Source organism: Hellea balneolensis DSM 19091, assembly GCF_000428525.1.
Taxonomy (GTDB): domain Bacteria; phylum Pseudomonadota; class Alphaproteobacteria; order Caulobacterales; family Maricaulaceae; genus Hellea; species Hellea balneolensis.
The window spans coordinates 300392-326224 of the sequence record NZ_AUAC01000002.1 but is presented as its reverse complement, the minus strand read 5'-3'; the positions used below and the strand labels follow the sequence as shown (position 1 = coordinate 326224).

Annotated in this window: 24 protein-coding genes; 14 read left to right on the top strand and 10 right to left on the bottom strand. The window is 48.3% G+C overall.

The window, feature by feature from the left end; translation table 11 throughout:
- Position 1 precedes the first annotated feature (1 nt).
- The 4 genes from F569_RS0101735 to F569_RS0101715 all read right to left on the bottom strand — a co-directional run bounded on the left by F569_RS0101735 (position 2) and on the right by F569_RS0101715 (position 4356).
- Positions 2-2203 (bottom strand): dehydrogenase E1 component subunit alpha/beta, encoded by a 2202-nt coding sequence (locus F569_RS0101735; RefSeq protein WP_026940773.1) that lies wholly within the window; start codon positions 2201-2203, stop codon positions 2-4.
- Between the two features lie 117 nt (positions 2204-2320).
- Positions 2321-2944: a glutathione S-transferase gene (locus F569_RS0101725; protein ID WP_026940772.1), complete on the bottom strand. Its 624-nt coding sequence runs from the start codon at positions 2942-2944 to the stop codon at positions 2321-2323.
- A complete protein-coding gene (gene trhO / locus F569_RS0101720; RefSeq protein WP_034387422.1) occupies positions 2944-3882 on the bottom strand; it encodes an oxygen-dependent tRNA uridine(34) hydroxylase TrhO in 939 nt (312 codons plus the stop codon). Before trhO ends, F569_RS0101725 begins: the two co-directional genes overlap by 1 nt.
- Before the next feature lie 15 nt (positions 3883-3897).
- Positions 3898-4356 carry a hypothetical protein gene (locus tag F569_RS0101715; protein WP_026940770.1) on the bottom strand — a complete coding sequence of 153 codons (459 nt, stop codon included), beginning with the start codon at positions 4354-4356 and terminating at the stop codon, positions 3898-3900.
- A gap of 181 nt (positions 4357-4537) precedes the next feature.
- Here F569_RS0101715 and F569_RS0101705 point away from each other — a divergent pair, with 181 nt between their 5' ends.
- From F569_RS0101705 to F569_RS0101665, 9 genes are all read left to right on the top strand, one after another.
- Positions 4538-5671, top strand: coding sequence for a Gfo/Idh/MocA family protein (locus F569_RS0101705; RefSeq protein ID WP_233353563.1), 1134 nt, complete (start codon positions 4538-4540; stop codon positions 5669-5671).
- Positions 5668-6720: a sugar phosphate isomerase/epimerase family protein gene (locus F569_RS0101700; protein WP_026940768.1), complete on the top strand. Its 1053-nt coding sequence runs from the start codon at positions 5668-5670 to the stop codon at positions 6718-6720. Before F569_RS0101705 ends, F569_RS0101700 begins: the two co-directional genes overlap by 4 nt.
- Positions 6721-6739: 19 nt before the next feature.
- The gene (locus F569_RS0101695; protein ID WP_233353562.1) at positions 6740-7999 is read left to right on the top strand and encodes an MFS transporter; all 1260 of its coding nucleotides are present in this window, start codon (positions 6740-6742) and stop codon (positions 7997-7999) included.
- Positions 7992-8582, top strand: coding sequence for a gluconate 2-dehydrogenase subunit 3 family protein (locus F569_RS0101690; protein WP_026940766.1), 591 nt, complete (start codon positions 7992-7994; stop codon positions 8580-8582). The genes F569_RS0101695 and F569_RS0101690 overlap by 8 nt, the downstream gene beginning before the upstream one ends.
- Positions 8582-10282: a GMC oxidoreductase gene (locus tag F569_RS0101685; protein WP_233353561.1), complete on the top strand. Its 1701-nt coding sequence runs from the start codon at positions 8582-8584 to the stop codon at positions 10280-10282. The genes F569_RS0101690 and F569_RS0101685 overlap by 1 nt, the downstream gene beginning before the upstream one ends.
- Complete coding sequence (locus F569_RS0101680) at positions 10283-11983, top strand: GMC oxidoreductase (protein WP_026940764.1); 1701 nt, start codon at positions 10283-10285, stop codon at positions 11981-11983. It begins immediately after the preceding gene.
- Complete coding sequence (locus tag F569_RS0101675) at positions 11983-13671, top strand: GMC oxidoreductase (protein ID WP_026940763.1); 1689 nt, start codon at positions 11983-11985, stop codon at positions 13669-13671. Before F569_RS0101680 ends, F569_RS0101675 begins: the two co-directional genes overlap by 1 nt.
- Positions 13671-14555 carry a sugar phosphate isomerase/epimerase family protein gene (locus F569_RS0101670; protein WP_026940762.1) on the top strand — a complete coding sequence of 295 codons (885 nt, stop codon included), beginning with the start codon at positions 13671-13673 and terminating at the stop codon, positions 14553-14555. Before F569_RS0101675 ends, F569_RS0101670 begins: the two co-directional genes overlap by 1 nt.
- A gap of 118 nt (positions 14556-14673) precedes the next feature.
- Entirely contained in the window at positions 14674-16209 is a 1536-nt protein-coding gene (locus tag F569_RS0101665; RefSeq protein ID WP_026940761.1) for an acyl-CoA synthetase, read from the top strand.
- A 139-nt stretch (positions 16210-16348) separates the two neighbouring features.
- Here the strand turns inward: F569_RS0101665 and F569_RS0101660 are convergent, their stop codons facing one another.
- The 4 genes from F569_RS0101660 to F569_RS0101645 are packed head-to-tail and all read right to left on the bottom strand — an operon-like array spanning position 16349 to position 19366.
- Positions 16349-17176 (bottom strand): SDR family oxidoreductase, encoded by an 828-nt coding sequence (locus F569_RS0101660; protein WP_026940760.1) that lies wholly within the window; start codon positions 17174-17176, stop codon positions 16349-16351.
- 15 nt (positions 17177-17191) lie between these two features.
- Entirely contained in the window at positions 17192-17794 is a 603-nt protein-coding gene (locus F569_RS0101655) for a hypothetical protein (RefSeq protein WP_233353560.1), read from the bottom strand.
- Complete coding sequence (locus F569_RS0101650) at positions 17791-18225, bottom strand: acyl-CoA thioesterase (protein WP_026940758.1); 435 nt, start codon at positions 18223-18225, stop codon at positions 17791-17793. The genes F569_RS0101655 and F569_RS0101650 overlap by 4 nt, the downstream gene beginning before the upstream one ends.
- Before the next feature lie 10 nt (positions 18226-18235).
- Positions 18236-19366 carry an iron-containing alcohol dehydrogenase gene (locus F569_RS0101645; protein ID WP_026940757.1) on the bottom strand — a complete coding sequence of 377 codons (1131 nt, stop codon included), beginning with the start codon at positions 19364-19366 and terminating at the stop codon, positions 18236-18238.
- A 97-nt stretch (positions 19367-19463) separates the two neighbouring features.
- On the opposite strand from F569_RS0101645, the gene F569_RS0101640 reads away from it, so the two are divergent.
- The 3 genes from F569_RS0101640 to F569_RS0101630 are packed head-to-tail and all read left to right on the top strand — an operon-like array spanning position 19464 to position 22285.
- On the top strand, positions 19464-20648 hold the full coding sequence (locus F569_RS0101640) for an acyl-CoA dehydrogenase family protein (protein WP_026940756.1): 1185 nt from the start codon (positions 19464-19466) through the stop codon (positions 20646-20648).
- A 3-nt stretch (positions 20649-20651) separates the two neighbouring features.
- Positions 20652-21791 carry an acyl-CoA dehydrogenase family protein gene (locus F569_RS0101635; RefSeq protein WP_026940755.1) on the top strand — a complete coding sequence of 380 codons (1140 nt, stop codon included), beginning with the start codon at positions 20652-20654 and terminating at the stop codon, positions 21789-21791.
- A gap of 35 nt (positions 21792-21826) precedes the next feature.
- Positions 21827-22285 (top strand): MaoC family dehydratase, encoded by a 459-nt coding sequence (locus F569_RS0101630; RefSeq protein ID WP_026940754.1) that lies wholly within the window; start codon positions 21827-21829, stop codon positions 22283-22285.
- Here F569_RS0101630 and F569_RS18635 read toward each other — a convergent pair.
- Together F569_RS18635 and F569_RS0101620 are read right to left on the bottom strand one after the other, a co-directional pair.
- Complete coding sequence (locus F569_RS18635; RefSeq protein WP_051279092.1) at positions 22275-23051, bottom strand: CAP domain-containing protein; 777 nt, start codon at positions 23049-23051, stop codon at positions 22275-22277. The two genes, F569_RS0101630 and F569_RS18635, sit on opposite strands and share 11 nt — an antisense overlap.
- A 100-nt stretch (positions 23052-23151) precedes the next feature.
- Positions 23152-23454 (bottom strand): hypothetical protein, encoded by a 303-nt coding sequence (locus tag F569_RS0101620; protein WP_026940753.1) that lies wholly within the window; start codon positions 23452-23454, stop codon positions 23152-23154.
- 776 nt (positions 23455-24230) lie between these two features.
- Here F569_RS0101620 and F569_RS0101610 point away from each other — a divergent pair.
- Positions 24231-24788 (top strand): hypothetical protein, encoded by a 558-nt coding sequence (locus F569_RS0101610; protein ID WP_154813606.1) that lies wholly within the window; start codon positions 24231-24233, stop codon positions 24786-24788.
- Positions 24785-25831 carry a GmrSD restriction endonuclease domain-containing protein gene (locus F569_RS0101605; protein WP_026940750.1) on the top strand — a complete coding sequence of 349 codons (1047 nt, stop codon included), beginning with the start codon at positions 24785-24787 and terminating at the stop codon, positions 25829-25831. The genes F569_RS0101610 and F569_RS0101605 overlap by 4 nt, the downstream gene beginning before the upstream one ends.
- The last annotated feature ends 2 nt before the right edge of the window (positions 25832-25833 follow it).

Below are 25833 nucleotides of genomic sequence, written 5' to 3'. Positions count from 1 at the left end.
ATCAAGCTCCCTCATGAGCTTTTAGAGCGGCTTCGATGATGCTGTCTTTTGAAGGCATCGTAGCGCCATAAGCAGGGCCTGTTGCAATAAAACAGTCATCAGAAGCTAATAATGAGGTCGGAATATCGGTTCGCGAACTGAACAGTGTGTGTAAAGCCTCGCCCTGCGAGCCTGTTTTGCGGCACTCATCGACAATAAGAATATTTCGGCTCTCTTTTGTTTCGACCAATAAAGAGGTTTCCGCTAGGGGTGCGAGCCAGCGTAAGTCAATTACCTTGCACTTGATATTATATGTGTCCTTTAGCTCTTTTGCAGCTTGGAGTGAAAGGAAATAGCCGTTTCCGTAGCTAACGATTGCGATGTCTTTACCGTCCCCGGAAACTCCAATTTCACCGACGGGCAATGTTCCATTCTTGGGGTAATCAAATGCCCAAGCGCCGTCATTTTCTTCATGAAGGTCACGGGTCATGTAAAGTGCAATAGGTTCTATCAAGGCGACTATACGCTGTTCTTCACGGGCAAGCCGCACGGCCTCGCGCAGCATAAGGGCGGCGTCACGACCATTGGAAGGACAGGCTATGATAAGGCCCGGAATATCGCGTAAGACTGCAAGGGAATTGTCATTATGAAAGTGTCCACCAAATCCGCGCTGATAGCCAAGCCCCGCAACACGCATCACCATGGGGTTGGTAAATTGCCCATTTGAGAAGAATGGCAGAGTTGCCGCTTCGCCTCTGATTTGATCCTCTGCATTGTGTAGATAGGCAAGGAATTGAATTTCTGGCATGGGCGTAAAACCGTTATGGGCAAGACCAATACCCAAACCTAATATTGATTGTTCATCTAAAAGCGTGTCAATCATGCGGTGTGGACCAAAGCGTTTTTGAAGACGCTGCGTGACGCCATAAACGCCGCCTTTATGACCAATATCCTCGCCCATCATGATGATGTCTTCATGTGCGTTCATAAGATCTGTCATGGTAAAATTTATCAGTTTGGCCATGTGTTGTGGCTCACCCATAGCCCTCATATCACTTTTGCCAAAAAGAGAGTCTCTATTCTCATGACAAGAAGGTGAGAGTTTTTCGTATTTGCGCCCTGGAGGAATGAGGCTGGCACTGACTTCTTCAGGTGTCGTGAGTTTTGGGCGTTTAACAACTTGCCGGGCTGTTCGGGCAACGCGATCAGTTGTATCGTTATAAAGGCCTAATATCTCTTCGGGCGTCATGATATTATTTTCAACGATATGCCTTGCCGTATGCAAAAGCGGGTCTTGGGCTTCTTGAGCTTCAACCTCTTCTTTTGAAAGATAGACTGTCTGGATATCTGGGCCAGCATGACCATAAAGGCGGATGCAGGACATATGAAGAAAGACGGGTTTTTTACGGGCCCGCGCAATGCGCTGCGCTTCACTAGCCTTGGCGTAAGTCTCAATCACGTCTAGACCATTACAGCTTATATATTCCAATCCCGGACGCGACTCGATTGAAGCTTGCACCCAACCGCGCGGCGTTTTTGTAGAAATGCCAATACCATTATCTTCACAGACGAAGACCATTGGCACGGCGCTGTTCTGATAGGCGCTCCAACTCGCTGTATTTATCGCGCCTTGAGCTGTTGAATGATTTAAAGAGGCGTCGCCAAAGCTGCAGACAACAATACCATCTGTTGGTATTTGCTGATGTTCAGGTTTAATGCGCTTCGTAAGGCCAATGCTAAAGGCCGCGCCAACAGCTTTGGGAAGGTGAGAAGCAATTGTTGAGGTTTGCGGAGGAATGTTCAAAGGTTTCGAACCTAGAACTTTGTGCCGACCGCCTGATATGGGATCTTCAGAAGATGCCGTAAAACTCAGCAGCATATCCCAGAGTGGCGTCTGTCCTGGAACCTGGCGAGAGCGAGCAATTTGAAACGCTGCGCCGCGATAATGTAAAAACGCCATATCGGTGGGTCGCATAGCCCAGGCGATTGCGGCGTTACCTTCGTGACCAGATGAGCCAATAGTGTAAAAGCCTTGTCCGGCTTTCGAGAGTTTTCGTGCGATGATATCCAAATGACGACTAAGAATTTGCGCGTGGAAAATTTCGCTCAAGCCAGCTTTCGTTAGCCCTGATTGTTTTAGAGATAAATCGCTGAGACTTGCCGGGAAATCTCCTTGAGCGACGCGGCGCTTGAAATTTTGGTCTACAATTGCGGCGCGGTCCATGATGTCTCTTTCCAAGCTACTTTGCGGGCATATCCACAAGCATTTGCAACGACAAGCCGTTATGACTGGCTTTGGCAGAAAAATTTACCCCAAAGTCATCTTTCATGAAAACAGCGCTTATAAAGATGTCCAAAGCGGGTATTTTATCATAATGGATTTGAACAGTTCTGACTCAACATGCTGTGAGAGCCATTTTAGCGTTTTAGGGTAAGGTCCGCTGTTCCACCAGTCAGGCTCGACATTTGAAAATTGCCGCATAAAGGGGAAGATAGCGATATCGGCAATCGTTTGCTTCTCGCCTAAAAGATAAGGGCCTGACTCTAGGAAATTCTCTAGAGTTTGAATGTGTTTCTCAGCCTCCAAGCGATGACTTAGGTCCGTATCGCCCCGCTTGGCATCCTCACTATAGCGGCTAGCATATTTATAGCGGTCCAGATGATGTTTGAAATCTGTATCGTTCGCCATGATGAGTGTATTTGCAGCTTCCAAATCGCAGTCAAGCCAACCTAAAGGATCATTTCGTGAAAGAGCCCAATGGAGTAAGTCTAAACTTTCTTCAATAACGTTTCCATCATCTTTAATAAAAACAGGAACGGTGCCTTTGGGTGATGCGTCAAGCATAGTCTTGGGTTTGTCCCTTAAGATAATTTCTCGGTGTTCATAGTCTATGCCGCTCACTTTCAGTCCCATCCGGCCGCGCATGGCATAAGGACATCTGCGGAATGACCAAAGGATAGCCATTAACTGACTTTGCGCCCCAAATGATCTTCGCCGCGCTTTTTGGCGAGTGCAATTTGTTTTTGCCGTTCAGCAAAGCGGGCGCGTTGTTCTTCACTCATTTTGTTGTGACAGCGTGGGCAGGAGACACCTTTTATATAGAGGGGAGAGGCTTTTTCTTTATCTGTAATAGGGTAACGGCACGCATAGCACTGATCGTAATCGGATTCTTCAAGGCCATGTTTGACAGCAACGCGCTGATCAAAGACAAAACAGTCTCCTTCCCAAAGGCTTTCTTTTTCAGGCTGTGTCTCTAAATATTTTAATATGCCGCCTTTAAGGTGATAAACATCATCAAATCCGTTTAACTTCATGAAAGAGCTTGCTTTTTCACATCTTATACCTCCTGTGCAAAACATAGCAACTTTGGGTTTGTTTAAATTTTCGCGATTGTCCTCTACCCATTGCGGGAATTCACGAAAAGTTTGCGTGTCGGGATTTAACGCGCCCTTGAATGTTCCGATTTCGACTTCATAATCATTACGCGTGTCTATCAAGACTACATCTGGGTCCGATATAAGGTCATTCCAGTCCTTAGGGTCAACATAGGTGCCCACAGTCTCGTTAGGGTCTATACCTTCTACTCCCATTGTGACGATCTCGCGCTTTAGGCGGACTTTCATGCGGTAAAATGGCATGTCTTCTGAGCGGGACTCCTTGTGCTCCAAATGCTGAAGGCGAGGATCGGCGCGCAAGAACGTTAAGAGATCGGCAATAGCATTATCAGGCCCGGCTACTGTGCCATTTATTCCCTCATATGCGAGCAATAGAGTGCCTTTAATTCCGAGTAAATCGCACATGTCTTGTAAAGGCGCCTTAAGCTGCTCATAGTCAGTTAGACGCGTGAAATGATAGAGAGCGGCAACGCAGTAAGTCATGCGCCGCGCTTTACTGCTCAGCAACGCAGCCGTCAATCATTAGGCGCGGTTAGCAAGAGCAGGATCGGGCGCAATAAGTTGTTGATAGATACCCACGCCTTCGATGAATTTGATAATGTTATCAGGCAGGCCTTGTTTGCGTAGAAACCCGTCCATTGCATTAGATATGATTTTAGGGTCGTTACATGTGGCCGAGAGCATTTTTAAATCTTTGATGCCTTGGCCATTCTTGAGCTCTTTTTCGAGACTTTTCAGAGAATTACTCAGCATAAAAAGTTGAATCGGGTTTGGTGTTTTACCCTGTGCCCATTTTTCGCCAGCTTTTTTGAGAGGTTTGATTGAGCGAACAGCTTTTTTCTCAATTCGAGAGATAGCTTTGTCAGAGCGCTTGCTGATCCATTCTGATGTGCAAACTTTCTCCGGATCTGGAGCTGTTGCGCATGCTGAAAGAGATAGGGCCGTGAGAGCTATTATGAGTAAAGCTTTGAAATGTGTCATAGGCTATGCTTATCTGGCAAATAACAGCTTCACAAATGAAAAGGACTGTTGTCCTTGTTTTACTTTTGCCCTCATGGCGAGGGCTTGACATTCTGCGTCGATAGCGTGAAATATATTTTTAATGACAACGCTGTCAAAAATGGCAGGAACATTATAAGCACTAAGGTGCTGGGGAACCTTCATGACGCAATCCAGCGGAAAGATCAGAATGGGCATGGTTGGCGGAGGCCAAGGCGCCTTTATCGGTGATGTCCACCGCCTAGCCGCGCGTCTAGATGGTGATATAGAGCTTGTCTGCGGTGCGTTCTCCCGCGATCCTGAAAATTGCCGCATAACTGGAGAAGCCTTAGGGGTCGCCCCGGCGCGCTCTTATACCGACTTTAATGAGATGATGAGAACCGAAGCAGCTCTTCCCGCAAATGAGCGTATGGAATTTGTGGCGATTGTGACGCCTAACCATGTTCATTTTCCTGTGGCGAAAGCCGCGCTCGAAGCTGGTTTTAGTGTACTCTCGGATAAGCCCGCGACACTTAATCTTGAAGAGGCTCTAGAGCTTCGTAAAATTGTCCAAGCGAATAATGGGCTCGCTTATGGTCTGACACATACTTATCTCGGCTATCCTTTGGTTGGCGAGGCTCGCGGCATCATTGAGAGCGGCGGCATTGGTAAAGTTCGCAAAGTCTTTGTTGAATACATACAAGGCTGGCTAGCCACAGAGGTGGAAAATAAGCAGGCAGATTGGCGAACCGACCCCGCCAGATCAGGAGGTTCAGGCTGTATGGGCGACATTGGCACTCATGCGCACAACCTTGCGGAATTTATGACAGGCAAGCGGATGACCCATGTTGCCGCTGATTTATCTATATTCGTAGAGGGGCGGCGATTAGACGATGATGGGTCCGCGCTATTTAAGATGGAAGATGGCGTCAAAGGAACACTCTCAGCTTCGCAAGTATGCGTGGGTGTTGAAAATGGTCTGTCCATTCGCGTTTATGGCGAGACGGGTGGCCTCGAATGGCATCAGGAAGAACCAAATACGCTTAAACGTACATATTCCGACCGCCCAACTGAGCTTATTCGGGCCGCCCAAGGCTACCTGAGCGAAGGTGCGCAAGGCTGGTTCCGCACGCCGCCAGGGCATCCCGAAGGCTATATTGAGGCTTTTGCCAATTGTTATCGCGAGTTTGGAAAAGCTCTACGAAGTCAAGGCGGCGTAGCCTCTGGCATTGATGCGGCGGTGCGGGGAATGGCCTTCATTGAAGCGCTTTTGGAAAGTAGCGAAAATGACTCGGCATGGACGGAGATAAAACAATGAAGACGATTAAAGGCCCAGCTATTTTCCTTGCGCAATTTATGGGTGATGCGCCGTTTGATACGCTGGAAAACGCCTGTAAGTGGATGGCAGATGCGGGATATAAAGGCGTGCAAATTCCTTCCGATAATCCCGTCTGTATTGATCTTCAACGCGCGGCAGAAAGCCAAGATTATTGCGACGAATATTTGGGTAAATGCAAAGAATGGGGTGTAGAAGTCACAGAGCTTTCAACCCATATTCAAGGACAACTCGTCGCCGTTCATCCCGCCTATGATACGGCCTTCGACGCTTTTGCGCCAAAGCATCTTCATGGAAAGCCTGATGACCGTCAGCGCTGGGCTGTAGAGCAAGTCAAATTTGCGGCGAAAGCCTCAGAGCGTATGGGTCTTACCAATAGCGTCAGTTTCCCAGGTGCGCTCGTCTGGCCCTTTATGTATCCGTGGCCGCAGCGTCCAGCCGGACTTGTGGAGGAGGGATTTAAAGAACTCGCGAAACGTTGGCGTCCTATTCTGGATTACTATGATGAGTGCGGCGTAAATGTGTGCTATGAAATTCATCCCGGTGAAGACCTGCATGACGGCGTAACATTTGAGCGTTTCCTCGAAGAAGTTGACGGGCATAGCCGCTGTAACATCCTCTATGATCCGAGCCATTTCATTCTTCAACAGCTCGATTATCTTTCTTTTATTGATCATTATCACGACCGCATCAAAATGTTCCACGTTAAGGATGCGGAATTCCGCCCGAACGGCAAGTCAGGTGTTTATGGCGGCTATCAGGGATGGGTCGAACGTCCCGGGCGCTTCCGTTCTCTCGGCGATGGGCAGATAGATTTCAAGGGTATCTTTTCGAAACTCTCGGCCTATGATTTCGATGGTTGGGCCGTGGTTGAATGGGAATGCGCGTTAAAACATAATCAAGACGGCGCGCGCGAAGGCGCACAATTTGTGAATGATCACATTATCCGCGTAACTGACAAAGCCTTTGACGATTTCGCGGGCGGCGCCGCGGACACAGATACAAACAGAAAAATGCTCGGGTTAAGCTGAGCGATTAAGGGGAAATATTATGGCATCAACAACACTTGCGATGAATGAAGGTGTAAAGCCTAGTCGATTATTTTTATTGAGCTGTATAGCTCTGTGCGTGACGGCAATGACCTTTGCAATACGCGCGGGTATGCTTAATGATCTGGGAGCAGAATTTAGCTTGAACAAAGCACAATTGGGGTGGACGGCTTCAATGGCGTTTTTCGGCTTCCCTGCTGCTACTGTTTTAGGGGGCCTACTTTATAACAGCGTCGGACCGCGCAAGATTATGATTATTGCCTTCCTTGGGCATATTTTGGGTTTACTTCTGACGATCTTTGCGGGCGGGTTTTGGGGGCTGATGATTTCTACCTTCTGTGTCGGCTTTGCCAATGGCGCCGTGGAGGCGGCCTGTAATCCTATGATTGCCAATATGTATACAGATAACAAAACGACCATGCTCAACAAGTTCCACGTTTGGTTTCCGGGCGGAATTGTTGTCGGCTCACTAGCGGCGTTACTCGTTAAAAAGCTTTTTGCGGGAAGTGGCTCGACATGGCAGATGGAAATCGCCGTTATGCTTATCCCGACAATTATTTATGGCTGGATGGTTTTCACCACGAAATTCCCCGACGTGACCGAAGATAAGTCTGACCTGACGGACACAGGGTTAAATTTGAAAGCCCTCGTCTCTCCGCTTTTCATATTTATGTGCGTTTTGATGACGATCACAGCCACGACAGAGCTCGGGACACAGCAATGGGTTGGGTCATTACTTGAGAGTTCAGGAGCTAACCCGCTAATTATACTAGCTATTGTAACAGGGCTTATGGCGATAGGGCGTTACTTTGCAGGGCCGCTAGTTCACGCACTTAACCCAACAGGCGTTTTACTTTTTTCGGCGGTTGTGACAACATTGGGCGTATTCCTTCTCTCAATTGCCACAGGCGGTATGACCTATCTAGCGGCAATCGTCTTTGCCATTGGTGTCTGTTATTTCTGGCCCACTATGGTCGGATTTATCGCCGAATATATGCCTAAAACAGGCGCGCTCGGTATGTCCATCATTGGCGGGGTCGGCATGATGGGACTAGCTATGTGGCAGCCCGTCATTGGCGGCTGGATTGACAGTGAAACAGCTAAGGCCGAAGCATCGGGTGCTGTCGGAAATGCTGTTCAACTCGCGGCGGGGCAGGCAACATTGGGTAAAATACTACTATTTCCGATAGTACTGATTTTAGCTTTCGGCATTCTCTTCGCCCTACGTAAGAAATTCACCCCTGGAGTCTCTCATGGATAAATTAATGATGCAGCGCCGGGATGCGATTAAATCGCTTCTCGCGATATCTGCAGCGAGTGCTTTGGCCGCCTGTACAGGAAAAACAGAGGGCGGCGAGGCGAAACCCGCGGCCTCTGCTAGCCTGAAATATGCTTCCGAGGGCAATTTCTTAAACGCGTATGAAATGGCTTTAGTGGCGGCTCTGGCTCAGACTATTATTCCAAAAACGGACACTGCTGGCGCAATTGAAGCAGGTGTGCCCGCAGCGATACAGGGGCTGGCTTCTGAGTGGGGAGATGATAATTTCCGTAAATATACGCGCGCAGGATTATTGGCTCTTGATAAGTATTTTAAATCAGTGGGCGGGCAAGCTTTTGCCGACCAATCGGAAAAACAACGTGAGTCACTACTCTCGAAATATGATGCTGATGTGTTTGGCGGCAAAGTCAAAGATGATTTCTACCGCAATTTCAAATCTACCGTGGCTACAGCTTATTATATGAGCGAACCGGGCGCGAGTGAAGAACTTATCTATGAGGCCGTGCCGGGCGACTGGAAGGGCTGCGTGCCATTTTCCGAGATTGGCCGGACATGGGCAACATAATGGCTGATTTTGATGTTATTGTCGTGGGCTCGGGCATGTCGGGCGGCTGGGTCGCAAAAGAAATGTGCGAGAAGGGTTTTAAAGTCGCCGTTCTTGAGCGCGGAAAAGATATTGTGCCAACTGAAGATTACACCGATATGGTTGATCCTTGGGATATGGAGCATCTGAATTTAAAGTCGCCTGATGATAGAGCTGACTATCCTATTCAAAGCGAAGTCTATGCCTTCCATAGCTATACCAAGCAGTTCTGGGTCAAGGATACAGAGCATCCTTATATTGTGCCTGAAGGCCAAGAGTATAAATGGCGCCGAGGTTATCACACAGGCGGACGGTCTATCATGTGGGGCCGTCAATCCTACCGCCTGTCTGAGATAGACTTTGAAGCCAATAAAAAAGATGGTCACGGTGTTGATTGGCCATTGCGTTACAAAGACATCGCGCCTTGGTATGATTATGTCGAGACATTTGCTGGTATATCGGGGTCTAAAGAAGGTCTGGATATTCTGCCTGATAGCGTCTTCCAAAAACCCCATGAGTTAAGCTGCGGTGAAGACGTCCTAAAAGAGAAAGTCGAAGCCGCATTTCCGGGCCGTAAAGTTATTCCGGGACGCGTGGCCAATCTGACAGAGCCGACAGAAGAACAAACGGCTCTCGGGCGTGGGCGCTGTCAAGCGAGAGACCATTGTTTTCGAGGGTGCTCCTTTGGCGCTTATTTCAGCTCCAATTCAGCGACGCTTCCTGCGGCTCGCAACACCGGTAATTTGACATTGATAAATGACACCGCTGTTCATGAGGTCATATATGATCCTGCAACCAAGCGGGCAACAGGTGTTAAAACTGTCAATGTTAAAACAAATGAGACAAAGATTATCACGGCGCGGGTTGTCTTCCTAAATGCCGGCACAATTCCGACCTCTATGATTTTGCTGAATTCAAAATCTGACAGTTTTAAAACGGGCCTTGCAAATTCCTCGGGACAGTTGGGCCATAATCTTATGGACCACGTCATTGGCGGCGGCGCTTATGGCATCATGCCGGGAATGGAAGATAAATATCACTTTGGTCGGCGTCCCAACGGCATTTATATTCCGCGTTTTAGAAACCACACGGAAGAGGGCAAAGACTATGTGCGCGGCTTTGGTTATCAGGGCCGTATTTACCGCGCTGATTGGCGCGGCGGAGCTGGTAAAGCGGGCGTGGGCAAAGACTTCAAAGCGGCGAACCGCACGCCGGGCCCTTGGGTGGCTTCGATCACTGGCTTTGGGGAAATTTTGCCGAACTATGACAATCATATCCGCCTAGATGAAACTAAGACCGATAAGTGGGGTTTCCCGACGCCTATCTTGGATGCCAAGCATAGTGACAATGAAAAGAACCTTATGAAACAAGCTGGCTTGGATGCGGCAGAAATGCTGGAAGCAGCGGGATGCATCAATATTGGAGGGTCTTTCAAAGATGGTAATTATCTTTCACCCCCCGGCAACGGTATTCATGAAATGGGCACGGCGCGTATGGGCCGCGATCCTAAAACATCTGTTCTCAATAAGTGGAACCAGAGCTGGGATGTGCCTAACTTATTCATTACTGACGGGTCCTTCATGACCTCTGCCGGATGCCAAAATCCATCGCTTGGCTATATGGCGTTTTCTGCACGAGCGGCTGACCACGCGGCTAAACTTATGAAAGACGGTGTTATCTAAATGCTGGATTTCGACGCCATTGTTGTGGGGTCGGGAATTTCCGGCGGCTGGGTCGCCAAAGAGCTTTGTGAGCGGGGCTTAAAAGTTTGCGTGCTGGAACGGGGCGCAGATTTGAACATGAATGAAGATTATTCTGATAATCTTGATCCGTGGGAGCGTCAGCATTTCGACCGCCCTAAGCCAGATGAGGCCAAATCGGTTTACGTCGTCCAAAGCACGAGCTATGCTTTCAAAGAGAGCAACAAGCATCTTTGGATCAAAGATAGCGATCAGCCTTATGAGGTCAGCGAAAAGACAAATTTCAAATGGCGTAGAGGGAACCGTGTAGGCGGACGGTCGCTCCTATGGGGGCGGGCGTCGTTTCGTCTGGCACCCCATGATTTTGAAGCAAACAAGTTGGACGGTCACGGAGTAGATTGGCCGGTGAGATATGGCGACATCGCGCCTTGGTATGATCGTGTAGAAAAATTTGTAGGCATAGCTGGCAATAATGATGGCCTTACGCAATTACCGGGTGGCGATAATTATCTTCCGCCTTTTGACCTAACCTGCGCTGAGCAAGCCGTAAAAAATGAAATGGCGAAGAACTTCCCAGATCGTGATTTGATCATTGCGCGTGTGGCGAATTTGAAACGGTTGACGGAGGAGCAGAGAGCTTTGGGGCGCGGCCAATGTCAGGCGCGAAATAAATGTTTTCACGGTTGTTCCTATGGCGCTTATTTTTCTTCTAACTCAGCGACGATTCCTGCGGCTGAGAGAACTGGAAATCTTACGCTGATATCCAATGCTATTGTTACAAAAATGAATTACGACGCTGAGACAAAACGTGTTTCAAGCGTTGATATTATAGATAGCAAAACTAGAGAAACACGCCGTTATTCATCGAAAATTATCTTTCTAAACGCCTCGACCGTCGGCTCGGCAATGATTTTACTGAACTCGATATCAGAAGAATTCCCGTCAGGTCTCGCAAACACCTCAGATCAAGTCGGGCGTAATTTTATGGATCATGTTGGCGGCGTCTGGGTGGAAGCCCGTGTGCCAGGGCATAAAGATGAATATGTTTATGGACGTCGTCCGACCAATGCCTATATCCCAAGGTTCAGGAACTTTCCTGAGCAGCAAGAACCCTATATGCGCGGTTTTGCCTATCAAGTCTATTCAGGCCGCAGCGGTGCAGGGGGGTGGCGACAAGGCATAGGTAAAGACTTTAAAGCCGCTAACAGAACACCTGGTGATTGGCGAATTGTCTTGGATGCCTTTGGTGAAATTCTGCCGCATCAAGATAACCGCGTCACACTCCATAAAAGCAAAACTGATAAATGGGGACAGCCCATTGCTGTGATTGATGCGCCTATGCGTGATAATGAAATAGCCTTGATGAAAGCAGCGCAAAAAGACGCTGTCGATATTCTGACTAAAACGGGATGCCAAGATATCAATCCTGGCAAGACGCCCAATGATGACGGAACGAATTTGGGTCGCCGTACCCATGAAATGGGGACGATACGCATGGGACGTGATCCCAAGACCTCTGTTCTGAACGGATGGAATCAAGCGCATGACGTGCCAAATTTATTTGTGACAGATGGATCTTTTATGACGTCTTCCGCAGTTCAAAATCCTTCCCTCAGTTATATGGCGTTTTCAGCTCGCGCTGCCCATTATGCCGCCGACCTTATGCAAGCGGGGGCGCTGTAATGGCTGATTTTGATGTCATCGTCGTCGGCTCCGGCATGTCGGGCGGTTGGGTCGCCAAAGAGATGTGCGAGCGTGGGATGAAAACGCTTGTGCTTGAACGCGGCAAGGATATCGATCCTGCTGAAGACTATTCGGATATGCTCGATCCATGGGACAAGAAATTTCTTGATCGTGTCAGTCCTGATGAAGCTGCGCGAGATTATGCCCGCCAGAAAGATGTTTATGTCTTCTTTGAAAGCACAAAGCATCTCTGGGTTAAAGACAGTGATCATCCTTACGAAACCGCTGAGGGTACGGATTATGAATGGTACCGTGGTTATCATGTCGGCGGACGTTCTCTTCTATGGGCACGGATGAGTTACCGATTTTCTGACCATGATTTTAACGCCAATAAAGTTGATGGTGTTGGCGTCGATTGGCCCATCCGCTATGCAGACTTAAAACCGTGGTATGACAAGGTTGAAAAATTTGCAGGTGTTTCAGGTAATAATGATGATTTAGGACAATTGCCCAATGGCGTATTTCTGCCGCCCTTTGAGCTCGACTGCGCTGCGAAAGAATTACAAGCCAAAATCGCTGAAAATTTCGATGATCGTCAACTCATTGCGGGGCGCGTAGCAAATTTATCACGAACAACGCCTGAGCAAGAAGCTTTAGGTCGCGGGCCCTGCCAAGCGCGGTATCATTGTTTTAGGGGCTGTTCTTATGGGGCTTATTTTAGTTCCAATTCCGCGACACTACCTGCGGCGAGGCAGACTGGAAATTTAACGCTTAAACCTGACTCAATTGTTCATTCCGTAATCTATGACCCTAAGGCAAAGCGTGCAACAGGCGTTCGCGTTATAGATCGTCTTACAAAAGAAATGCGAATTTATACGGCCAAAGTCGTTTTTCTCAATGCTTCGGCCATCAATACGGCAGCAATTCTCTTGCAATCAGCAAATGAGGACATTCCAAACGGATTAGCAAATAGCTCTGACCAAGTCGGCCGTAATCTGATGGACCATGTGGCAGGCGCGAGAGCCTCAGCTATAGTTGACGGGTTGGACGACCGCTATGTTTATGGCCGTTATCCGGGGCAGGGTTATATCCCGCGCTACCGAAATTATCCTGACTATGACCAAGACTATAAACGCGGCTTTGCTTTTCAAGTCTATACGGGCCGAGGAAGTTGGACTGGGAACCGCCTTGGCGTCGGTGAACAATTTAAAGCCGATAACCGCAAGCCCGGACCATGGACGGTTACGCTAGACGCCTATGCAGAAGTACTCCCCAATCCCAATAATCGCATCACACTTAGCACAACTCAAAAAGATAAATGGGGTATCCCACTTCCTGTAATGGATGCCCGTATGGGACCTAACGAATGGGCGCTATTGCGCGCGGCCTCTAAGGATGCTGAAGACATCCTCACTAAAGGTGGATTTAGCAATATTAGCATGAGTGAGGTTCAACCCACAAAACCTGGTAATCGTATTCACGAAATGGGTACGGCGCGAATGGGCCGCGATCCTAAGACTTCCGTTTTGAATAAATGGAACCAAGCTTGGGATGTTGAGAACATATTCATTACAGACGGCGCCGCTATGACCTCATCGGCGATACAAAACCCATCTATAACTTACATGGCGCTATCTGCGCGGGCCGCTCATCATGCGGCAGACCTTATTGAGCAAGGAGTTCTTTGATGTATTCACGGCGTTTATTTATGGGTGGCAGTGCTGCGGCCTTAGGCCTAACGGCTTGCGGAGGAAGGGCGGAAGTGGCCAGTGGGAAAATTGATAAAGTCGGGATACAGACTTATACTTTGCGCGAGATTTTCGAACCTGATCCGGTCGGCACTCTAAATATGATCAAAGATGTAGGTTACGACTATGTTGAGCTTAATGGCCGTAATTTTTCAGAACGCTCTCCAACTGACCTCGCAGCTATGATTAAAGATGCAGGGCTCTATTCCCCTGCGACCCATGTCTCATATGACGCCGCCGTCAATAATCCCGAAGCATTAGCGAAAATCTGTCAAATATTGGGGTGTGACTTTGCGATTATTCCGTGGGTGGATGAGGGGCAGCGCAGTAAGGAGGACTGGGTGCGTCATGCAGCAGCCTTTAACGCGGCTGGTGAAATCATGAAGGATAATGGCGTTCGGCTTGCTTATCACAATCATCAATTCGAATTTGATGATTTGGGGGGCGGTGAAACTGCTATGGATATATTGCTCGATCAAACAAGTCCCGATAATGTCCATTTCGAATTAGACTTATTTTGGTCTGCGCTGGCTTCGATAGATGTGCCCGCCTTATTCAAGAAAGCTCCGGGCCGTTTTAAGCTCTGTCATATAAAGGATATGAAAGGTGACCCGAAGCCTTATTATGAGAGCCGTGATTACGGTAAAATTTCCAATCAGCTCATGGTCAATGTAGGAGAGGGGACGCTTCCTTTTGAAACTTATTTCGCGTTAAATGACGTCTCTGGAATGGAGTATTTCATTACAGAACATGATAACCCGGTAAAGCCATTTAGAAAGTCTATCAAAACCAGCTATGATACTGTTCGCGCTATGCGGTTTTAGGACTTAGCACCTAACATTAAATTTATATGCAAAGAGTTGCATAGCTCCGCTTTTGTTGTCATGTTTTAGGTAATGAAAACTGAGACTCTTAAAAAGAGCCGATTTGGGGAGACTAGATATGCCGCTTCAAGCCCGCGACTGGATTGAATACCATGCTGTGACGACGCCTGATAAATTGGCGATGGTCGATCTTATGAGTCAGCGTAAATTTACCTATGCGCAAACTCACGAACGAACGGCTCAGGTCGCGGGTTTCTTAAAGTCTAAGGGCATTAAAAAAGGCGACCGTGTTGCGTTTCTGTGTTTGAACACGACAGATGTTATGGAACTTATTTTTGGCTGTTGGCGCCTAGGCGCGATATGCTTGGCACTTAATTTCCGGCTGACACCGCCGGAACTTGCTTTTATTTTAAATGACGCTGAAGCCTCTATGGTGTTGGTGGATAAACCTTTCGAGCCGGTTGGCGAGGCGGCTAAGGCCCTTACCAATGTCGAGCATTGGGTTGATACAGATGGTTTAGGCGGCGATAGCGGATATGAGCGCGGACTAGCCGCCGCCACGCCGATCTATGATTTTGTTGAACAAAGCTACGATGATCAATGCTTGCTTATGTATTCGTCAGGGACAACGGGAATGCCCAAAGGCGTTATCATCACCCATGGCATGTTGGAATTTACGGTCGCGTCAACGGCGCGACTACCGGATAGCGGTCCACACCAAGTCTCTTTGAATAACATGCCACTCTTCCATATTGGCGGTCTGAATGTGACTGCACTGCCAAGCATCGCCGTAGGTGGTACATGTGTTATCATGCGCATGTTCGACCCGACGGCGACATTGCAAGCTCTCAATAGCGCCGAGCTCGGTATCAATCTCGTCTTCATGGTGCCTGCTGCCTATAATGCCATGAAGGCCCATCCTGACGTAGATAAGACCGACTTTTCACGCATCATCACCGCACTTTGTGGAGCTGAAACAGTCCCTGTTTCATTAGTTGAATGGTGGCTCGAAAAAGGTGTCGTCATTCAGGAGGGTTACGGCATGACCGAGACTGCTGCGGGCGGAACAATGCTCCATAAAGAAGATATCCCGCATATGATTGGTTCTGCGGGACGAGCGCTTCTTCACTCTCGTGTACGAATTGTTGATGAGGCTGGAAAGACATGTCCCCCAAATGTCCCTGGCGAAATTTGGTTTAAAGGTAACGCGATTACCCCGGGCTATTGGCGTAACCCCGAAGCGAATGCAAAATCTTTCGTCGATGGCTGGTTCAAGTCAGGCGATATTGGCCGCATGAATGAGCAAGGCTATGTCTATATCGAGGATCGCGTCAAAGACATGTATATCTCAGGCGGCGAAAATGTTTACCCGGCTGAGATTGAAAACGTGCTTTATCAAATGCCGCAAATCACCGAAGTCGCAGTCATTGGCGTCGCTGATGAGAAATTCGGCGAAACAGGCTGTGTTTGCGCGGTGGTCAAAGAGGGCGAAACGCTTTGTCTTGAGGATGTGTTAGCTCACGTCGAAGGTAAGCTCGCGACATTTAAGAAACCGAAATATTTGCATCTGATTCAAGAGCTCCCACGGGGCGGCACGGGGAAGGTGTTAAAATTTGAGTTGCGCAAATCAGTGCCGGGCAAAATTGGGCTGTAACTTTAACTAATTCCAATATTGTCATCACCGTGCTTGTCGCGGTGATCCATGTGAGAATTCCTCAACTTGTGTCCAAATAACATGGATTGCCCAAACAAGCCGGGTAATGACAAAATGGCAAGAGGTGAGAGCTACCGGTTTAATGCCCCAAATCTCTCAGATTGGCATCATAATCCGTCAACAATGACTGTGCGCGTGCCTCCACAGCCGCACGGGCTTCGGGGTCGTTGAAGACGTGGAGGCGGTTGGCCTCTACAGATTTGAGGCAGAGCTCGGCATAGACATCGGCGTCCATCCCGTTTTCAATATAACCTTTGATGGTTTCATAGGCTTTTGAGGATTTGAACTTATATCGATATTGTCCCGCCACCGGGGCTTTATCAGGTGTGTTGTGGATGTTCGACTTGACCCATGTGGGGCACAGGCAGGAGACACCAATGCCAGCTTCGGCGAGCTCTTGAGATAAGGCTTCGGAATAACCCACAACTGCAAATTTAGTAGCAAAATAGGGCGCCATGCCGATGCCTGTGACGTGTCCTGCCGTAGAGGCGGTATTGATAATATGGCCTCCTTCGCCGTGGCCGACAATGTGAGGAATAAAAGTCTCGCAGCCATAGACAACGCCGAGAATATTGATGTCGGTAATCCAGCGCCAATCTTCCAGCGCGATACGTCCAGGCCGTCCGGGGAGGCTTACGCCCGCATTATTGAAGATGAGGTGTACATTCCCAAAGCTTTCAATCGCTACTGCAGCGGCGGATTTGACGGCGTCAGGGTCAGCGACGTCACAGACGGCTATAGCTGTATTCTCTGTGCCGAGTTTTTCCTGCGCAGCGGCCAAACCTTCCGCGTCAATATCGACCATCATAACTTTTGCCCCGCGTTTGAGCAGGCCTTCAGCTAAAGCAAAGCCAATCCCGGAGGCCGCCCCCGTTACGAAGGCGGTCTTATTTTTAATATCTGTCATGAAGTACTTTCTGGTTTAACCCACAGCCATTGGGCTGTCGTGAAAAATTTTGCGCATAAGCGGTTCAAAGCTCTCAAGGCTATCGGCCTCAAAGTTAGGGTCAAAGGCCGGGGCGTCCCATTCATCGACAAGCTTGACCGCGTAATCATACCACGGCTCATCTTTCCATTGCAGGCGCAAATCTGTCGGCGCGCCCATATAGTGATAATAATGCTCGCCTTGAAACGCCTGGTGATTGCGCAACACGTGATAGCTGTCCTCGGAAACATAAGGCTTTAGCATCTCAGCGACGATAGGACCGTGATTAGGCACGTTGATAACTTTCGCCATATCGTGGCAGAGTGCAACAACGATTTGTTCATCAGTCGCGCCATCTCTTCGCGCAAGTGTACCGCACATTAGCGCGTGTTGGAGTTGGTCGCAGGCAAAGCCAAGCGTGGCGTCTTCAAGCTGTTTGAGCATATCGATAAAGCGGTCAGCGGTTTTTTTAAAATCCTGTTTATGGGCCGCGCCGATTTTTTGCCAATCTTCTAGCGTACCATCCTGCATCCGCGTGAAACGGGCTTGCTGACTCACCAGTGCAGGGTCCTCTTTAATCATCTCAGAATATTGGCTCATGGCGTAATCTCCGCTAATTTTTCGCGCATCATATCAGATATGGGCATTGGCCGTCGAGTGGCTTCATCTACATAGACATGGGTGAAGCTTCCTTGGGCTGAGGCTGTTGTGTCATCATTTCGGAACAATCCGATCTCATATGTCACAGAGCTATTACCCGCTTTGGCGATCCGAAGGGCCGCTACAACATTATCAGGAAAGCTTATGGGTGCAAAGAAATCACATGAAGTTCCGACCACTAATCCAATAACGTCGCTCTTACCTAACACTAGCAAGTCTTGATCAAGCAGCCATTTATTCACAACTGTATCGAAATAGAAATAATATACCGAGTTGTTCACATGTCCGTAAATATCATTATCAGCCCAGCGCGTCGGAATGGTGAGTTTGTGCGGATAGTCAGCTAAGTTATGTGGTTTGGCTCGTGTCATTGAAAATGCCTCATAATATTATCTCATAAATTTTGACCGTCGCATCATAGGTCATTTCGCGGGCATTATTCATGAGCAAGCGGTCCTTAGTCATGGCGTCCTCAGCCATCATTGGGATGGCGCTTTGCGGGATGTTGACCTCGCTTAGCGTTTTGGGGACGCCGGTTTCTTCTTTAAGGCGTAACATCTCGTCTATGAGGGAAGAGCCTGTTTGGCCTACGCCAAGATCTTTGGCAATTTCGCCGTACCAATGATCAGCTTTAGGCAAGTTATATTTCATCACCTCTGTCAGAACGAGCGCATTTGAGAGGCCGTGGGGCACATGAAAAAAACCGCCTAGAGGGTAGGCGAGGGCATGAACCGCAGCGCAAGGGGCGTTGGAAAAGGCTTGTCCTGCTAACATGGCGCCGATAAGCATGTCGTTTCGAGCCTCAATATCATTGCCGTCATTGACCGCCGTCACAATCGCATTGCGCATTTTCCGCAAGGCCGTCAGGGCAAGGGCATCAGAGAGCGGGTTCTTTTCGCGGATAGAGGTATAGGCTTCAATCGCATGTACCATAGCATCTATACCTGTGGAGGCTGTGATGGAGGGCGGAAGTCCGAAGGTGAGTTCAGCATCCAATAAGACACGGTCAGCATAGAGACTATCGGCTACGACACCTTTCTTAGCGGTTTTGCCTGTTGTGATAATTGCGACATTGGTGACTTCTGACCCTGTGCCAGAGGTTGTTGGTATAAGCAGAAGTGGCAGGGTTGGTCCTTTGGCTTTACCTACACCGTAAAGGCTTTCAATAGGTAGCTCAGAGCCGCAGAGGTGAGCGATGACTTTGGCGGTATCCATGGGAGAGCCGCCGCCAAAGCCGATAATTAGTCCAGCATTGAATTTACGAATGGCTGTTGCGCCTTTTAAAACAATGTCCTCAGGCGGGTCAGGGACGACTTTATCGAAAACAAAGACCGCATAGCCAGCATCCTTTAAGGCAGCGATACCCGCATCCATCAGTCCAAGCCCCTTGACGCCCTTATCAGTTACAATGGCAATACGTTTATTTTTGCAAAGGCCTTCAACATATTTATCAAGCCTAGCCGTGCCTCCAGGGGCGATGTGAATATCCGCGACCGTTTGGAATGAATGCATGGGGTGTCCTCATCTTGCGTCATTTTGCGTCTTTGTCTTTACCTAGCCTATATCAGAGTATATGCAACTATGTGCATATAAATTTGAGGACAGGATTATGAGTGATTTGAAAGCTTTTGCTGCTGAAGTTCGGGAGTGGCTCGAGGCCAATTGCCCAGAAGAGATGCGTAAACCCATTACTGGTGATAAGGATTTGTGTTGGGGTGGCCGGAATTGGGAATTCCAATCTGACGCTCAAAAAGTTTGGCTCGACCGTATGGTTGCTAAAGGCTGGACAGTTCCGACATGGCCTAAAGAATATGGCGGGGCAGGGCTGTCCCGCGCCGAGGAGATCATTCTGAAAAAAGAAATGGCGCGTATTGGTGCGCGTTCACCGCTCTCATCCTTTGGTATTTGGATGCTTGGGCCTGCACTTTTGAAATTTGGTACCGAAGAGCAAAAGCTTGAGCATTTGCCGCCCGTAGCGCGCGGCGAAATCCGCTGGTGTCAGGGTTATTCCGAGCCGAGTGCGGGGTCAGATTTGGCCTCTCTTGCAACTAAATGCGAGGATAAAGGCGATCATTTCATGGTCAATGGACAGAAAGTCTGGACGTCATATGCCGATAAGGCTGATTGGATTTTCTGTCTCGTGAGAACTGATAATACAGGCAAAAAGCATCACGGTATTTCATTCGTTCTCTTTGATATGGAAACACCAGGAGTCGAAGCCCGGCCCATCAAACTTATTTCAGGCCGTTCACCTTTCTGTGAAACATTTTTTGAGGATGTACGGGTTGAGAAGAAAAACCTGGTCGGCACGCGCGACAGAGGGTGGGATGTAGCAAAATACCTCCTTACGCATGAGCGTGAAATGATTGGCGGCCAAGGCCAACTCGAAGGTCAAGGACGTCCGCTCCATGAAATCGCGGCTGGCTCTTTAGGCATTGAAGACGGAAAGCTCGCTGACCCTATGTTGCGCAGTAAAGTAGCTGAAGCTGAAATTGATGATTGGGCCTTTAGCCTCACAGTTTCTCGTAAATTGGCAGAAGCCAAAGCGGGCGCTTCGCTTGGCGCAGACAGCTCTATGCTGAAATATTACGGGACTGAACTCAATAAGCGCAAATATGAGCTTATGATGGATGCCACAGGTCATGACGGGTTAGAATGGGAATCAGACCGATCAAATGACGGAAAACTTGCCCGTAGTTGGCTCCGTACCAAAGGAAATTCGATTGAAGGCGGCACCTCAGAGGTGCAGCTCAACATCATTTCCAAGCACATTCTCCAGCTTCCGGGAGCATAGCAGATGGCTTTGGTCTTAAATGAAGACGAAGTCATGCTCCGCGATACAGCGGAGGGTTTCTTTGCAGAGAAAGCGCCCATCAAAGCGCTTCGGTCTTTACGTGATGAGCGCGATGAAACAGGTTTTGATCGCGGCCTTTGGGCCGAAATGGCTGAAATGGGCTTTACGGGTGTTGTGATTGATGAAGATCATGGCGGCGTGGATATGGGCTTTATGGCGGCGGGACTTATTGCAGAGCAGATGGGCCGTAACCTCTCGGCGTCTCCATTCCTCTCCACAGCTATTCTGGCGGCTACAGCTATTCGCGAAGGCGGAACGGACGAGCAGAAATCAGAGTGGCTGCCGAAAATTGCAGGCGGTGAGGCCATAATTGCGCTCGCGCTGGATGAAGGGCCAAAGCATCACCCGGCAGGAACGTCAGCGACGGCGGAGAAATCTGGTAACGGGTTCAAGTTAAGCGGTGCGAAAGCGATGGTTGTAGATGGCCACGTTGCCGACGCTCTCATTATTGCGGCGCGCACAAGCGGCGATGAGGGCGATGCCGAGGGCATAAGCCTTTTCATCGTTGACCCTAAATCCAAAGGCGTTTCAACCGAGCGCACCATTATGGTTGATAGCCGCAATGCCGCGCGTATTGATTTGGATGATGTCGAAGTGTCAGGAGATGCGCTTTTGGGCTCTCTTGATGATGGCATGGCCGTTCTGGGCAAAGTCCTGAATGCCGGCCGCGCAGCGGTTGCGGCTGAGCTTTTGGGCGCAGGATCACAAGCCTTTGAAAGCACAGTGTCCTATATCAAGGAACGCAAACAATTTGGTTCCATCATTGGCGAGTTTCAAGCGCTACAACACCGGGCCTCGCATCTTTATTCCGAGATGGAAATTGCGCGCTCTGCCGTTATGGGCGCTTTGACAGCACTGGATAATAATGATCCTAAGGCCGAGCTTTATTGCGCCATGGCCAAAGCCAAACTCGGCTCAGTTGCCAAGCTAGCCTCGCAAGAGGGGGTTCAGATGCATGGCGGCGTGGGCATGACGGATGAATATGATATCGGATTATTCATGAAGCGTATTCGCGTTCTGCAAGAGCTCTTCGGGGATGCGCATTATCATATGAACCAATTCGCGCTCGCGAATAGGTTTTAGATTAAATAAATTCTAATTATAACAAGGGGATACACATGAAAACTGCAGCAGCTTCCGCATTGCCGGACCTCGTAGGCACCGTTATTGGTGTCAGTGATTGGATCACGGTTGATCAAGACCGCATTAATCAATTTGCCGACGTGACCGAAGATCATCAATTCATCCATATTAATGAAGACATGGCCAAGATGACGCCCTTTGGCGGCACGATTGCCCACGGATTTTTAACGCTCTCGCTCTTGTCAAAATTCTCAGAGAGCGCAGGTCTTGTCATTGAAGGTGTAAAAATGGGGGTCAATTACGGGTTCAATAATGTTCGTTTCCTCGCGCCTGTCCCGAGCGGGTCCAAAGTTCGCGCTCAGTTCACGTTAAAGGAAGCCGTGGAAAAGAAGCCTGGCCAGCATTTGCTGACCTATGAGGTCACCGTTGAGATTGATGGCCAAGATAAGCCCGCCCTGATTTGCGATTGGCTCGGCATGCAGTTTACGGGTTAATATCGGACTTCAATTCTGCGCCTGATGTCGCCATGGGCGGGATTTGCCCCTGATATCTTAAATACTCTGTCGTGTCCGCATCCAGCGGCGCGGCGACCAACATCGCCCAATAGGTTTGATAGGCACTGTCCGGATCATAGACGAGGGCCACACCAAAATCCGTCACATCATCACGCAATAAATTTTCATTATGGCCGGGGCTATCCTGCCACGCCTTGAAAACTTTCTCCCACGACTTTTGTCCGGAAGCTACATTCTCAGCCGCAATGGTAAAATAATAAGCCTGACGCTGCACGCGATCCCCATGTGACGAACCATCAGTTCCGCTATGTGAGGCATCGCCCGCGCGGGCCATATCCTCGGCATGGAGGCGCGACGCTTCATTGAGTTTGCCGCTATATTTTACAGGATCAAGCCCCACTTCCGCGCGGTAAGCATTGAAATCTGCTAAAGCAATATCGCGGTTGAGCGGTGTTGGTGGCGTGGACGGGAAGGCGGGCTGTGCGCCCTTGCCATTATTCAGCCGGCAAATCATTTCGGGCTTGGTGATGTCCATCTGCACCGTGATCGTCCCGCGGCAAAGCGGCGATTCAGCTTGGCAGATCGCAGAGCATTCACTGGTCGAATAGACCGTTTCTGTTCGGTAAGTGCCGTCATCGGTTTGCCCAATCAGATTTGGCGCGCCAAAAGCGGGGGCGGAGAGGGCGAGCGCGCCCAAGGCTGAAAAAGATAAGAAAGAGAGTCCAATACGCATTGCTAAGTCCATGTTTCGGCCCTCCCAAGACGGAAATCACCGTGGGCCTACTCTGGTTATCAAAAGGTTAAGCTGCGAGTTACAAATCCGTAAATGTCAGTAAATGAGCCGCTTACGGCTTTGCGGCCTCTATTGATTTTATGCCCTGGCGTTTCATTTCCTCTTTCAGGCATTTTTCTATGTGGTTTAAATATCTTTGAGATTTGACAAGTGAGAGATCTTTTTCGACCGCAGTTGTTTTAGCTTCAACGGCTTCAATCCGTTCATCTGTCAGCGGCAAGCGGTCCTCATAGGGAATGGGTTTGTTGGCGATGCGCTGGGCCTGAACGAGGCGCGCCCGTTTAAGCGCTACATCCAAACGCAGCTTTTCAAGACTGTGGCGAAGATGGGCGGGATGTTTCTGAGCACGGGGCATAAGTAACCTTTTTTAATAAGTTTCAAACCGACCTATTGGCCGGTTTTATGGTTTCGGCACCGGCCCTCTCCCCCACCCGACCACCCAATGAGTTTACCCTGTGGGTGGTCGGGTGGGGGAGAGGGCTGGCAAGGCACCTGATAAGACGCCACGCATCATCCTTGGAGGACTTCGACGCCAAGATGCGAAGCCAAGAATTGTTGCGAAGCACACAAAATGTGGGACGTCCGCGCGGCTTTGACGGCGACGGAAAAACCGAGGACGTCAAAAGATATGTGTTTTACGCAATCAAAGACCGCGCGGCGATGTTTTTTAGCGAAGGGCCGAGCGAAGCAAAGTTCCGCAGCTCACCTCCGATGAACAGGTTTACAGGCGTTACCCAAAGAACCTCATTCACAAACACCGTCCTCTCCAAAGCCAGCCAACGTACGCTTGCCTGTCCCGAAGAGAGGAACGATTTAAATATAAGGGCAAATCAGAGACCAAGGATAAGTTTTTTACAAAGTGCCGTATTAGTGGAGGTTTTGGAGCGTAGGTGTGATGATTGGGGGTGCATGAGGAGAGGAGAGAAGATTATGAGAATAATGTCTGCTATAGTTTTAAGCTGAGGTGGGTTATCGAAATATTTTGTTTTGAATTGAATTATGTTAAATGAAAAAAAGTATATTTCTTTCTTGGGGGACAAACACTAAGACTAAGTGGGGAGGCCTGATTCTATGATGCCAAAAGGAGACTTACGAGACTTGATACTTGAATGCTCGGAAGAGGAGTTCAATATGGGGCATTTATTTTCTGATAACCCTTGGTATTTTACACGTCCTGACGCTCCTTGTGATTATACCTTTTTTCGCGAAAAAATCGGGCAAGTTTTCGGCATATCGGAAGAAAGTGTTATGCTGATCGGAAGTGGATATTTTGGCCGAAGTCTTTCGCCATCAAGTCCATTTAGGCCTTATCGTCTTAGAAATACATCAGGGAATCCGAAATCTGATTTAGACGTAGTTATTATATCTCCGAAGCATTTCGAGACTATTTGGATTGATTTAATTGCAGCATTTTATGCTGGACATCATTACGTCTACAAACGTTACGCAAAATCCACTTTTAAGAAATTCGTTAGTTTTGACAGTAAAATGCATATTTCCAATTTAGGAGCCTCACGCGTGACTACAAAGTTTGACCGTATCTTAAGGCTGTATGATGACGTAAAAAGAGAAGCGAACACCAGTTTGAGGCTAAAAAATGAAATCAAGTTTAGGGTGTATAGAAACAAAGATGATGTGTTAGCTTATCAAAATTGGAGTATTTCAGAATTTAAGAAAGCGATTGCATGACAACTTTAAATGAAATTATCCAGCCAAAACGCGAAAACATTACCTCTGTCGTCGCAAAGTTGAGAGACGACGTATATTTTGTGGATCGTTCTTTTCAGAGGAAAATGATATGGACAGAGAGCCAGAAGATTAAACTTATTGAGACAATTCTAATGGGATACCCTATGCCTGAGATATATCTTTGGGCTCAGAAGTCTGATCCTAATTCCGGAAAGCAAAGGTTCAGTGTAGTTGATGGGCAGCAACGTCTTTCGACAATTTTACAATTCGTGAGCGGAGAGTGGGGGCTCAAAAAGTCCGCTCTGCATAAAAGTAACAAAGATAGCGCATATGCTTCTAAAAACTGGGATAGCCTGCCCGCTAACCTTAAACAGAAAATATGGGAGTATAATATTGATGTACGTGAGATTCCTTCATCTCTAACTGCAGAGTTGATTCACAAGATTTTTACTAGATTAAATCAAACTGATAAATCTCTGAATCCGCAAGAAATGCGTAACGCCGAATTTCATGGCGAGTTCATCAAGGCCTCAGTCGATGTTGCAAATAAGCTGAATAGCTATGATTGGAATATATTTTCTGATAATGACATGCGGCGAATGAAAGATGTCGACTTTAGTAGTCAGTTACTCACCTTCTTAATACAAGGTATCGTTAGCACACCTCCTTCCGCTCTGAATGAATTGTATGACCGCTACAACGACAAGTATCCTGAGCGGAAATTACATTTTGCAAAAGTTGAAAAAAATTTTTCTGAGATAGAGAAGCTGTTTTTACAAAGATCGATTGAGAAGTTTTTTAGCAAGCCTGTTCATTTCTATACTATTTTTGCTGTAGTCGATTTGGCAAGGCATGCAAGTATAGAACTTACTACTAAGAAACTCGAAAATTTCATCCAGATTTATACCACGCTAGATTTTGATGACCCAAGCACAGATAGCCTGTTTCTAGAATATAAAAAGGGTTCTAGCTACAGCACTACGGGAAAACCAGGGCGAGAGCGCAGAGTATATTCCCTTTTACAATATGTTGAGCAAAATTAGGC